The sequence below is a fragment of the Mycobacterium sp. 1274761.0 genome (assembly GCF_001668615.1).
Classification (GTDB): Bacteria; Actinomycetota; Actinomycetes; order Mycobacteriales; family Mycobacteriaceae; genus Mycobacterium.
In genome coordinates this window covers 68,785-80,264 of the sequence record NZ_LZMC01000032.1, presented here as the reverse complement: position 1 = coordinate 80,264, position 11,480 = coordinate 68,785, and the positions used below count along the sequence as shown (strand labels likewise).

Below are 11,480 nucleotides of genomic sequence, written 5' to 3'. Positions count from 1 at the left end.
CACCGCACGGTGCGCAACAGGATGTGCTCGGCGTCCCAGTCCATCGGCGTGCGGCGGTGCGTCCGCGACCGCGATTCGATGTCGTGCCACGGCCCCATCACCAGCGCATCGGTCTCGAGGGCCGGGAAGCCCGGGCCCGCACGCGAATGAAGGAAGGCGACAACGTCTTCGTCGCGTTGAGCTGGTCGAAGCATCCGTCGCCGCAGACCTACGACGAAGCCGCCGACAAGATGTGGCAGACCAGCGAATGCTGGCGGCAGTGGATCAACGTCGGTGACTTTCCCGACCACCCATGGCGCGCCTACCTTCAGCGCAGCGCGTTGACGTTGAAGGGGCTGACGTATTCGCCGACCGGTGCACTGCTGGCGGCACCAACGACGTCGCTGCCGGAAACCCCTCAGGGAGAACGCAATTGGGATTACCGCTACGCCTGGGTGCGCGACTCGACGTTCGCGTTGTGGGGTCTGTACACCCTGGGGCTGGATCGGGAGGCCGACGACTTCTTCGCGTTCATCGCCGACGTGTCGGGCGCCAACAACGGTGAACGACACCCCCTTCAGGTGATGTACGCCGTTGGCGGGGAACGCACCCTGGTTGAAGAGGAGCTGCACCACCTGTCGGGCTACGACAACGCCCGGCCGGTGCGGATCGGCAACGGCGCCTACAACCAGATGCAGCACGACATCTGGGGCACGATGCTGGATTCGGTCTACCTGCACACGAAGTCGCGCGAGCAGATCCCCGAGACGCTGTGGCCGGTGCTCAAGCAACAAGTCGAAGAGGCCATCAAGCACTGGAAAGAACCCGACCGCGGGATCTGGGAGGTGCGCGGCGAGCCGCAGCACTTCACGTCGAGCAAAATCATGTGCTGGGTCGCACTCGACCGGGGAGCCAAGCTGGCCGAGATCGAGGGCGAGAGGTCCTACGCGCAGCAGTGGCGTGCGATCGCCGAGGAGATCAAGGCCGACATCCTGGCCAACGGCGTCGACTCCCGCGGCGTGCTCACGCAGCGCTACGGCGACGACGCGCTGGACGCCTCACTGCTGCTGGCGGTGCTCACCCGCTTTCTGCCGCCCGACGATCCGCGCATCAGGGCCACTGTGCTGGCGATCGCCGACGAGCTGACGGTTGACGGACTGGTGCTGCGCTACAGGGTCGAGGAGACCGACGACGGCTTGTCCGGCGAGGAGGGCACGTTCACGATCTGCTCGTTCTGGCTGGTGTCGGCGCTGGTCGAGATCGGCGAGATTCATCGCGCCAAGCGACTGTGCGAACGGCTACTGTCGTTCGCCAGCCCGCTGCATCTCTACGCCGAGGAGATCGAGCCGCGCACCGGGCGCCATCTCGGGAACTTCCCGCAGGCGTTCACCCACCTGGCGCTGATCAATGCGGTGGTTCATGTCATCCGCGCCGAGGAGGAGTCCGACAGCTCAGGGGTTTTCCAGCCGGCCAACGCGCCGATGTAAGAGGTCGAATTGGTAGGCCAGCCCGGGCTCGCCCGTCGATGCGGCGACCACCGCTCCGGCTGAAATGGCTTTGGTTGCCGACAGATAGCGCCGAAGCTTGCGAAACGTCGACCGGATCTCGACCATCGTTGAAGGTTATGGCCGCTGTCGTGGCGGGCAGACAGTTCGGATTGTCGTGATGCAATCACCGATCTCCGATCGAGTTTGCGTCTCGCCGCGTCTAAACCTGTAGTGCCGCTTCAACCTCACGCACGATCAGCTGCATGAATTATCGCGGCGAAGAACACACCTCGCGTCGGGTGATCGATGTGGCCACCGGAATCCTGGTCGGCCTGCGGGGTTGTTCCGAGCGTGAGGCGTTCGATGAGCTTGTGCGGGTGGTCAATCGGACCGGCGTCGGTATCGGCAGCATCGCCAACGGCCTGGTAGCTCTCAGCAGCGGCGCGTCGTCGGCTGGCCACACCGAAGCATTCGCCGCCTGGGGCGAGCTCGTCGGAAGGAGCCGGTTTGTTCCCGCCGCCTCGGCTTCCTCACCGCTCTGATGAGCATTCACCTGCACTGGTAATTCAGACGGGCGGGCCGGTGCTGTCATGTTTGCGTTCGGCGTCGATGCGGGCTTTGCGTTGAGCGGCCCTGGCTTGCTTTCGGACGGGCATCATCTGCCATCGCAGGGGCTCTGGCGGAGTACGTGATTCCGACGTAGGAAGTTGCGCCGTGGTGGTGTCCCAGTCGGGAAACAACGCCCGGCTCCCGGAATGGGTGACGTAGGTTTTGCCGGTCGGTGAGGTCCACGTCGCCGAGCCGTCAGCCGCCAGAGTCAGCGACCAATCACCGACCCAGAACGTCTTGAGCAGATGGTGTTTGCGGCATAGGCAAACCAGGTCCGAGGGGTGGGTGCCCCCGATCGGGTACGGCACGACATGGTCGATATCACAGCGGCTCGCGGGTACCCGACAGCCCGGGAAACGACACGTCAGGTCGCGTGCGCGCACGAACGCCGCCAGTTTGGCCGACGGCCGGTAACGCGGCTCCGGTTTCTCATCGCACGGCGGGGCAAGAGGTTTGACCGTCGCGCCTTTGGCCAGCAGATCACTCAACAGGGGGGTGGGCACCGGTGACTTGTCGTCGAGCATCACCGCAGCACCATCGCTGTCGCTGTCGGTACGGGCAGCGCTGATCGCAGGCTGGTCAGCGATCACCGAGATCACCACCGAGGACCGTTGCGCGGATTGGTCTTTGACCGGGCAGTCGGGGTTGGCGCATCGGCAGGTGAGGTGATCGTTGAGGTCGGCCAGAGCGGCGAGCGCATCCGAGCGGCGCTCACCGGGGCTGCGGGGATCATCCGCGCATACCGTAGCGGCAATGGCGGCGATCTTCTTCTCCAGCAGGGCCCCGTCAGTCGCCATCAGCCGCCCGAATATCGACACCGTCCCGGCCTCGTCTTCGTAATTACCGACGGTGACATCGCGTCCGCGAGCGCGCTGCTTGACCGCGATCACCGCGGCCGGATCGAACTGATAAATCACCGCGTCCAGGGCGGAGCTCAGCCGGTCGTCGGCCATCGGCCCCCACGTCTGGGCGCGTCGGCACAGTTCCTCGTCGATCTGTGCCCATGCGGTGTCCTCGACGATCAGCCGGGTGCGCCACGTGATCGTCCCAACCACCCGGGCACTCAGCTCGCCACGGACGAACAGTGCGGCAACTGTGGGTAGGTGGTCGCGCAGCGATTCGGCGATGCGCAGCTGGCCGCAGGCCTTGCCGTGGGAAATGTTCATTGCCGCAGCAACTTCGGCGGCGGTGGAGTCGAACCCGTCGCACGCCCACAGCGCCCGTTCGTCATCGTCGGGTTCGGGCAGGCGGCGCTGCAACAGTGCGCCGATGGCCGCCGACCGCAACGCCGCAGCAGCGTTTTCGGCGCAGGTCGCTTCCTCAATGGTGGCCACCAAGCCCGCGTCATCAACGCCCTCGAACATACGTTCGATTCTGCCACGGGGGTGTGACACGAGGGCGCGACGACGGGGTATTTCAGTCAGTTGAGGTGATGCCGAGGTTTTTCGCAGCGTCGAAGTCGTCGTCGATCAACACCACGTCGCGGCCGCAGCTGTCCAGTATGGAGGCGGCGATCGATGCACGGTAGCCGCTGGCGCAGTGCACCCAGGTCGGGCCGTCGGGAAGCTCGCCGATGCGGTCGAGCAGTTCGTGAAGTGGGATGTTCACCGCTCCCGTGACGCGGGATTCGCTGAACTCGTCGGGTTGGCGCACATCGAGGACTGTCGGCCCGTCTTCGGCGATGACGTCGGCCAGCGCAGCGAAATCGGCCACCCGATAAGCGCGTTGGTCGCCCGCATCCTCGGCCGCGTGAACGGGGGCCGCGCCTGCGATGTCGTCGATGCCGATCCGCGCGAGTTCGCGTCGTGCCCCGGCGATTTGGTCTTCGTCCTCGGCGATCAGGGTCAAGGGGGTGCCCCACGGGTGCAGCCATCCGAGATAGGTGACGAACGACCCCGACGATTCGAAGCCGAGGCTGCCCGCCAGGTGTCCGGCGGCGAAGGCGACTCGGTGCCGAAGGTCGACCACCCACTCCCCGGCCTCGAGTCGGCGGCGCAGCTCATCGGCGTCGAGCGGCTTTGGCAGCGAAAGGTCAACCGACGGCGGCCCTTCGGCGTTGATGACACCCATGTGGGCGTAGTACGCCGGATAGGCTGACAGCCCAGCCAGCAACTCGTCGACGAAGTCCCGTTCGCTCTTGGTCAGCGCGGGGTTGGTGTCGCGCTGTTCGCCGATGGTCGATGAGTCGTCGTCGACGGGTGTGGCGGAGCAGAAGCTGCCGAAACCGTGCGTGGGGTAGATCGGTGCGTCGGCGGTAAGGGACTCGGCGAGCCGCCGCACGGATCGGTACTGCGCGCGGGTCAGGGCTTCGGTTTGGTCGTCGCCGACCAGGTCCGTGCGGCCTGTGCTGCCGAACAGCAGCGAGCCGCCGGTGAAGACACCTGCGGTGCGGCCTGTCTCGTCGAGCAGTTCGTAGCTGACGTGGTGGTGAGTGTGGCCGGGGGTGTGGATGACGCGCAGCGAGATCGTGCCGGCGTCGATGACATCGCCGTCGCGAACCCGGCGCGCCGGGTAGCCCAGTTTCTCGCCGGCGGGGACGACGTATTCTGCGCCGACGGCCCGGGACAACTCCAGTCCGCCCGTGACGTAGTCGTTGTGAATGTGTGTTTCCAGCACGTGGGTGATGCGTGCCTGGCCGACGAGGTCGAGCACCCGGTCGATGTCGCGTTGCGGATCGACGACGACCGCCACGTCCGCATCAGTTACGACGTAGCTGCGGTCACCCAGCCCGGACGTCTCGAGGATCTCAACCTGCACTCGATTCAACGTATCCAGATTGGAGGCTAACGCCTGGGTTGAACTCAGCGTGAGCAGAACCGGTCAGCCGGCGGCCAATACCAGTTCACGCGCCGCCGCGCCCGAAAGGACGCGGCCTCACGCTCGTCGTCGGTGAGGTCGATTTCGGTCCTCACTTCTTTGGTTTGTCACCCGCGGCGTCGGTCGAGAGCGCGGCGACGAAGGCCTCCTGCGGAACGTCGACGCGGCCGATGGTCTTCATCCGCTTCTTGCCTTCCTTCTGCTTTTCCAGCAGCTTGCGCTTGCGCGTGATGTCGCCTCCGTAGCACTTCGACAGCACGTCCTTGCGGATCGCGCGGATGTTCTCGCGGGCAATGATTTTCGAGCCGATCGCGGCCTGTACGGGCACCTCGAACTGCTGGCGCGGGATGAGCTCCTTGAGCTTGGTGGTCATCTTGTTGCCGTAGGCGGATGCGGCGTCCTTGTGGACGATCGCGCTGAACGCATCGACTGCCTCGCCCTGAAGCAGGATGTCGACCTTGACCAGATCAGCCTCCTGTTCGCCGGCCTCCTCGTAGTCGAGGCTGGCGTAGCCGCGGGTGCGTGATTTCAGCGAGTCGAAGAAGTCGAAGATGATTTCGCCCAACGGCATCGTGTAGCGCAGCTCGACGCGTTCCGGCGACAGGTAATCCATCCCGCCCAGCTCGCCGCGGCGCGACTGGCACAGTTCCATGATGGTGCCGATGAATTCGCTCGGCGCGATGATCGTCGTGTTGACCACCGGCTCGAACACCGTGCGGACCTTGCCTTCTGGCCAGTCCGACGGGTTGGTGACGACGATCTCGGTGCCGTCGTCTTTGACGACCCGGTACACGACGTTCGGCGACGTCGAGATCAGGTTGAGGTCGAATTCGCGTTCCAGCCGCTCGCGGGTGATTTCCATGTGCAGCAGCCCGAGAAAGCCGCTGCGGAAACCGAATCCGAGTGCCACCGACGTCTCCGGCTCATAGGTCAGTGCCGCGTCGTTGAGCTGCAGCTTGTCCAGCGCGTCGCGCAGGTTCGGATAGTCCGACCCGTCAACGGGATACAGCCCCGAGTACACCATCGGTTTGGGTTCGCGGTACCCGGTGAGTGCGTCGGTGGCGCCGTTGCGCGCCGTGGTCACGGTGTCACCGACCTTGGATTGGCGGACGTCTTTCACGCCGGTGATCAGGTAACCCACCTCGCCGACGCCGAGCCCGTCGGCGGCCTTGGGTTCCGGCGAGACGATGCCGACCTCGAGCAGTTCATGCGTGGCGCCGGTCGACATCATCTTGATGCGTTCGCGGGGCAGGATCTTGCCGTCGACGACGCGCACGTAGGTGACCACGCCGCGGTAGATGTCGTAGACGGAGTCGAAGATCATCGCGCGGGTGGGCGCGTCGGCGTCGCCCCGCGGCGGCGGCACCTCGCGCACCACGTGGTCCAGCAGATCGGCGACGCCCTCGCCCGTCTTACCCGACACGCGCAGCACATCGGACGGCTCGCAGCCGATGATGTGGGCGAGTTCGGCGGCGTAGCGGTCCGGATCGGCAGCGGGCAGATCGATCTTGTTGAGCACAGGGATGATGTGCAGGTCGCGGTCGAGCGCCAAATACAGGTTCGCCAGCGTCTGCGCCTCGATTCCTTGCGCCGCGTCGACCAGCAGCACCGCCCCCTCGCACGCCTCGAGTGCGCGTGACACCTCGTAGGTGAAGTCGACGTGTCCCGGCGTGTCGATCAGGTGCAGCACATAGTCGCCGGCGCCTGCCCCTTCTTTGAGGGTCCACGGCAGCCGGACGTTCTGGGCCTTGATGGTGATGCCGCGTTCCCGCTCGATGTCCATCCGGTCGAGGTACTGGGCGCGCATCGAGCGGTCGTCAACGACACCGGTGAGCTGCAGCATCCGGTCGGCCAGGGTCGACTTGCCGTGGTCGATGTGGGCGATGATGCAGAAGTTCCGAATCTGCGCCGGCGCGGTGAAGGTCTGGTCGGCGAAACTAATTATGGGAATCTCCTGGTCAGGCGTCCGATAGCGGGCGTGCTATCGGCTTCCAGGGTATCGAGCCGGCGCCGTCGCGACACAATCGCGCACCTTGCGCTTCACCTATGCTGCGAACATGGCCTCGCAATGGAAGACCTTCCAGCGGCTGGCGGGTACGGCCGCACGAAACATCGTGTTCAACGAGGCGCCGAAGTTCATCCGCCAGCTCCAGCGGCCCGAGACGTTGCCTCGCGGTATTCAGCAGGGCATCAAAGCCGGCATCGACGCGCTCACCGGCGTCGCAGCCGACGAGGCGCGACCTGCCATCGCGGCGGGCCGCCCCGTCACCAAGGACAGCGTTCCGACTGCGCACCGGGCCCGAAAACTGGTCTACGCGCCCGCTCTCGACGGCCGCGCCGATCCCGGCGAGGTGGTGTGGACGTGGGTGGTCTACGAGGACGACCCGTCGCGGGGAAAGGACCGTCCGGTGCTGGTGGTCGGTCGCGACCGCAGCACCCTGCTCGGCTTGATGCTGTCCAGCCAGGAACACCACCAAGACGACCACGACTGGGTGGGCATCGGTTCGGGTCCCTGGGACTACGAGGGCCGGGCGAGCTGGGTGCGGCTGGATCGGGTGCTCGACGTTCCCGAGGAGGGCATCAGGCGCGAGGGTGCGATCCTCGAGCGCGAGACCTTCGAGATCGTCGCCGCGCGGCTGCGCCGCGACTACTCGTGGAGCTGATCAGCGCGGCGAGCGCCACATCGGCCACAACTTCGGTCCGTCGGGAATCTGTATCTTGCCGATCTGCTCGAAACCGAAGCGGCTGTAGTACGGAACCAGCTCTTCCTTGCTGGCTTCCAGGTATGCGGGCGCGTGTTCGCCGTCGCACCGATCCAGACGCGAATGCAGCAGCGCCTGCCCGAAGCCGGCGCCGCGCACCGACGGGTCGCTGCCAAGGAACATGAGGTACCAGTGCGGCTCCTCGGGGTGGGACTCCTCCAGGATCTGCATGACGGCCTGGCTTTGCGCGGCGCGGCCGCGGAAGCTCCACAACATCAACGGCGTAATGACCAGCTCCTCGAGCCGTGACGGCTTACGTTGACCGGGCGGATCCCACAGCGACGCGGCTCCGATAACTGCGTCACGCGCGGCCACTTCCGAGCCACCACGGGAGAAGAAATGATGCCTCGCGAGCGCCCAGAACATCCGGGGAAGCGCCGCGCGTCTCGCGCGGGCGTCGGGCAGCATGAACATCGCCACCGGGTCGTCATAGAACGCCCGCGCCAGCACCCCCGAAAGCGCTCGGATGTCCGAGCGCGCGACCGGCCGGGTGGCGATTTCAGCCACGGGTGATGTAGTCCTGCAGCGCCCGCTGCTCGGCCTCCAGCTCTTCCATCCGCTGCTTGACGACGTCGCCGATGCTGACGATGCCGACCAGGCGGTTGTTCTCCATCACCGGAATATGCCGGACCCGCTTGTTGGTCATCAGCGCGGTGAGATGGTCAACCGTGTCGGCGGGTGTACAGGTGGCCACCATCGTTGTCATGATCTCCGATACCGGCCTGCGCAGCAGGTCGCCGCCGTGCTGGTGCAGTTTGCGGACCACGTCCCGCTCGGAAACGATGCCCACCACGCCGTCGGTCGACACGACGACCATAGCTCCGATGTTGTGCAGGGCAAGCTCGTTCAACAACCCCGAGACCGAGGTCTCAGGGGTGATGGTCGCAACAGCGCTGCCCTTGGTCCTCAACACGTCCGCGATTCGCATCGTCGCCTCCATCGTGACCGGTGTCACATCAGGTTAGGTGGAACTTGGTCGGGGCGAAAGCACTTCCGCCGGAACAGCCGCGCCGCAGAGTCGGTTGCAGGATCGTAGAAGAACAGTCGATCCATGGGATGAGAACATGACTAACCAAGCCGCTGGCGTGCCCCCAGTAACTCTCGGCGACGAATTATCGGTCAGTGCAATCGGTTTCGGGGCGATGGCGCTGACGCCGGTCTACGGCGATGTCGACGACGCGGAGTCGCTGGCCACCCTGCACCGCTGCCTCGACCTCGGCGTCACCTTCATCGACACGGCAAACATCTATGGCGGCGGCAACAACGAGCGGCTGATCGCCCAACTCCTCAACGATCGCCGTGATGAGGTCACGCTGGCCACCAAGTTCGGCATCGCGAGCAACCCGGCCGACCGCGCGGCCGGCGCCCTGCGGGTGCACGGCGACCGGGCCTACGTCCACAAATGCATCGACGAAAGCTTGTCACGGTTGAACACCGAGGTCGTCGACCTGTATTACATGCACCGCCGGGATCCGTCGGTGCCGATCGAAGAAACCGTCGGCGCGATGGCAGAACTAGTGGCCGCGGGCAAGGTGCGCCATCTCGGGCTGTCGGAAGTGACAGCCGAGGAGTTGCGCGCTGCGGTTGCGGTGCATCCGATCGCCGCGGTGCAGAGCGAGTGGTCGATCTGGAGCCGCGACGTCGAGCGCAGCGTCGTTCCCACCGCAGCTGAGCTGGGCGTGGGCTTCGTCCCGTATTCGCCGCTGGGCCGTGGCTTCCTGGCAGGCACCGTGCGCTCAGCCGCCGATCTGTCGTCGGCCAACGATTTCCGCGCGATGATGCCGCGGTTCGCTGAGGGCGCGCTTGACGCGAACCTCGCCGTGGTCGACATCGTGACGTCGATCGCCGAATCGGTAGGCGCGACACCGGCGCAGGTGGCGTTGGCGTGGTTGAGGTACCGGGCCGACGAGCTCGGCGTGGTGTCGGTCCCGATCCCGGGCACGCGGCGGGCGGCGCGGGTCGAGGAAAATCTGGGCTCGCTGGCGGTGACGCTCACCGGCGATCACCTCGCCGAATTGAACCGGGCGGCAGACCTGGTGTCCGGGAACAGGTTCCACGACATGAGCTGGGTGTCGGCCGGCCGCGAGTAGTCCCGCCTCGGCCACGTTTTCGCGATAGCGCTGACCGGTTGCGGTCGACGCGGTAGGCATGACCCATGATCGAGGTCATCCTGCTCGGCACCGGCAGTCCCATTCCCGACCCGAACCGGGCCGGCCCGTCGACGCTCGTGCGGGCTGCCGGGCAGACGTTTCTCGTCGACTGCGGGCGCGGAGTGCAGCAGCGGTTGGCCGCAGCGGGTTCCGGTGCCAATGCCTTATCGGCGCTGCTGCTCACCCACCTGCACAGCGATCACATCGCCGACCTCGGCGACCTGATCATCACGCGCTGGGTGACGACTTTCGACCCTGACCCGGCCCCGCTGCCGATCATCGGGCCTCCCGGCACCGCCGAGGTCGTCGAGGCGACGCTGAAGGCGTTCGGCCACGACATCGGCTACCGCATCGCCCATCACGCCGACATCACCGGACCGCCGCGGGTCGAAGTGGAGGAAGTAACCGAGGGCGTGGTGTGGGGCAGCGACGGCGCGCGCATCACGGTGGCGCCGACCGATCACCGGCCCGTGGCGCCGACGATCGGGTTCCGCATCGAACACGACGACGCGTCGGTGGTGCTGGCCGGTGATACCGTGCCGTGCGCCAGCCTCGACGCGCTGGCCGCCGGCGCAGGTGCGCTCGTACACACCGTGATCCGCAAGGAGCTGGTCTCGCAGCTTCCGCAGCAACGGATCCGCGATATCTGCGACTACCACTCCTCGGTCGAACAGGCCGCCGCCACCGCCGAGCGGGCCGGCGTCGGCATCCTCGTGCTGACCCACTACGTGCCCGGTATCGCACCCGGCCAAGAGGACGACTGGCGCGCACTGGCCGCGACCGCCTTCAGCAGGCAGATCGAGCTGGGAGACGACCTGCACCGGGTCGAGGTGCACCCCGCCGTCGGCGGCGGCCGCGGCGCAGTTTAGACAACAAGCGCACGTAACGCTTCCGCTGTGGGTTCGTGCGTCATCACGCTGAAGTGGTCGGCATCGACATCGGCGAGGGTCAGCGTCGGAACAGAGGAAGTGATCTCGGCAGCGACGTCGTCGGGAACCACCAATCCGCCTCTGAACAGTCGGCGGCATCGCACCAGCCCGACCGGCATGGTGAGGTGCGTCCACAGTTTCGGCCAATCCCAGCCGGCCACGTCGCGCCCATCTTCAAGGCAGGCGGTCTTGTCGGTGCGGCCGAATTCGTAGGCGTAGAAACGACGCCAGAAGTCAGTGAACGGCCGAACCGGACTGACCGCCTCCACCTGGGCCACATACTCGTCGCTGCTCGGCAGCTCCATGTCCAACCGGTCGAGGCCGGCTATCACCGCCGCCCCAACGACGTCATCGGAACGGCCGGCATGGTCGATCAGCCCGACGGTCCGAAGGCGGTCGGGTTCGAGCTGCGCCGCCACGATCCCGATCAGCGCACCGAGCGACCAACCGACCCAGTCGAATCGTTCATGGCCGAGAAGCGAAGCCAGCTCGAACATGTCGCGAGCGTGCGACGCCAGCCCATACGTGCCCGGCGGGGTGGTTTCGCTGCGACCGCGGCCGCGCAGGTCGACGGCAACCACCTGACGGCCGTCGTCCGCAACGAGGCGAGGCCCGAGGTAGTCGAAGCCATGCATGTTAGCCGACAGACCGTGGACTGCTAGGACGAGCGGCGCATCGGGCTCGCCGAAACGTCGAGCGTGTAAACTCCCCGACGCGAGATCGAGGTCGAACTCTTCGGCCATGGAG

Annotated in this window: 10 protein-coding genes and 1 pseudogene; 5 read left to right on the top strand and 6 right to left on the bottom strand. The window is 66.1% G+C overall.

The window, feature by feature from the left end:
* Positions 1 to 104 precede the first annotated feature (104 nt).
* A pseudogene (locus A5651_RS05625) lies at positions 105 to 1,466 on the top strand (glycoside hydrolase family 15 protein); the annotation flags it as partial.
* A 263-nt stretch (positions 1,467 to 1,729) separates the two neighbouring features.
* A complete protein-coding gene (locus A5651_RS05620; RefSeq protein ID WP_066976511.1) occupies positions 1,730 to 2,008 on the top strand; it encodes an ANTAR domain-containing protein in 279 nt (92 codons plus the stop codon).
* Between the two features lie 24 nt (positions 2,009 to 2,032).
* Here A5651_RS05620 and A5651_RS05615 read toward each other — a convergent pair whose 3' ends face one another.
* The 3 genes from A5651_RS05615 to lepA all read right to left on the bottom strand — a co-directional run bounded on the left by A5651_RS05615 (position 2,033) and on the right by lepA (position 6,843).
* Positions 2,033 to 3,439, bottom strand: coding sequence for an HNH endonuclease signature motif containing protein (locus A5651_RS05615; protein WP_066976508.1), 1,407 nt, complete (start codon positions 3,437 to 3,439; stop codon positions 2,033 to 2,035).
* Between the two features lie 52 nt (positions 3,440 to 3,491).
* A complete protein-coding gene (locus A5651_RS05610) occupies positions 3,492 to 4,832 on the bottom strand; it encodes a rhodanese-like domain-containing protein (RefSeq protein ID WP_066976506.1) in 1,341 nt (446 codons plus the stop codon).
* 151 nt (positions 4,833 to 4,983) lie between these two features.
* Complete coding sequence (gene lepA / locus A5651_RS05605; RefSeq protein WP_066976499.1) at positions 4,984 to 6,843, bottom strand: translation elongation factor 4; 1,860 nt, start codon at positions 6,841 to 6,843, stop codon at positions 4,984 to 4,986.
* 106 nt (positions 6,844 to 6,949) lie between these two features.
* On the opposite strand from lepA, the gene A5651_RS05600 reads away from it, so the two are divergent.
* A complete protein-coding gene (locus A5651_RS05600) occupies positions 6,950 to 7,555 on the top strand; it encodes a type II toxin-antitoxin system PemK/MazF family toxin (RefSeq protein WP_066976549.1) in 606 nt (201 codons plus the stop codon).
* On the opposite strand, the gene A5651_RS05595 is transcribed toward A5651_RS05600, so the two are convergent.
* Entirely contained in the window at positions 7,556 to 8,161 is a 606-nt protein-coding gene (locus A5651_RS05595; protein ID WP_066976496.1) for a GNAT family N-acetyltransferase, read from the bottom strand.
* Entirely contained in the window at positions 8,154 to 8,582 is a 429-nt protein-coding gene (locus A5651_RS05590) for a CBS domain-containing protein (protein ID WP_066976547.1), read from the bottom strand. Before A5651_RS05590 ends, A5651_RS05595 begins: the two co-directional genes overlap by 8 nt.
* 136 nt (positions 8,583 to 8,718) lie before the next feature.
* On the opposite strand from A5651_RS05590, the gene A5651_RS05585 reads away from it, so the two are divergent.
* Both A5651_RS05585 and A5651_RS05580 read left to right on the top strand, forming a co-directional pair.
* Positions 8,719 to 9,744: an aldo/keto reductase gene (locus A5651_RS05585; RefSeq protein WP_066976492.1), complete on the top strand. Its 1,026-nt coding sequence runs from the start codon at positions 8,719 to 8,721 to the stop codon at positions 9,742 to 9,744.
* A 65-nt stretch (positions 9,745 to 9,809) separates the two neighbouring features.
* Complete coding sequence (locus A5651_RS05580) at positions 9,810 to 10,673, top strand: ribonuclease Z (RefSeq protein WP_066976489.1); 864 nt, start codon at positions 9,810 to 9,812, stop codon at positions 10,671 to 10,673.
* Here the strand turns inward: A5651_RS05580 and A5651_RS05575 are convergent.
* A complete protein-coding gene (locus tag A5651_RS05575) occupies positions 10,670 to 11,476 on the bottom strand; it encodes an alpha/beta fold hydrolase (RefSeq protein ID WP_066976487.1) in 807 nt (268 codons plus the stop codon). The genes A5651_RS05580 and A5651_RS05575 overlap by 4 nt on opposite strands.
* Positions 11,477 to 11,480 lie beyond the last annotated feature (4 nt).

Coding starts and splice junctions, on each gene's coding strand:
- A5651_RS05620 (WP_066976511.1), top strand. CDS start 1,730: ATGAATTATCGCGGCGAAGAACACACCTCGCGTCGGGTGATCGATGTG.
- A5651_RS05615 (WP_066976508.1), bottom strand. CDS start 3,439: ATGTTCGAGGGCGTTGATGACGCGGGCTTGGTGGCCACCATTGAGGAA.
- A5651_RS05600 (WP_066976549.1), top strand. CDS start 6,950: ATGGCCTCGCAATGGAAGACCTTCCAGCGGCTGGCGGGTACGGCCGCA.
- A5651_RS05590 (WP_066976547.1), bottom strand. CDS start 8,582: ATGCGAATCGCGGACGTGTTGAGGACCAAGGGCAGCGCTGTTGCGACC.
- A5651_RS05585 (WP_066976492.1), top strand. CDS start 8,719: ATGACTAACCAAGCCGCTGGCGTGCCCCCAGTAACTCTCGGCGACGAA.
- A5651_RS05580 (WP_066976489.1), top strand. CDS start 9,810: ATGATCGAGGTCATCCTGCTCGGCACCGGCAGTCCCATTCCCGACCCG.
- A5651_RS05575 (WP_066976487.1), bottom strand. CDS start 11,476: ATGGCCGAAGAGTTCGACCTCGATCTCGCGTCGGGGAGTTTACACGCT.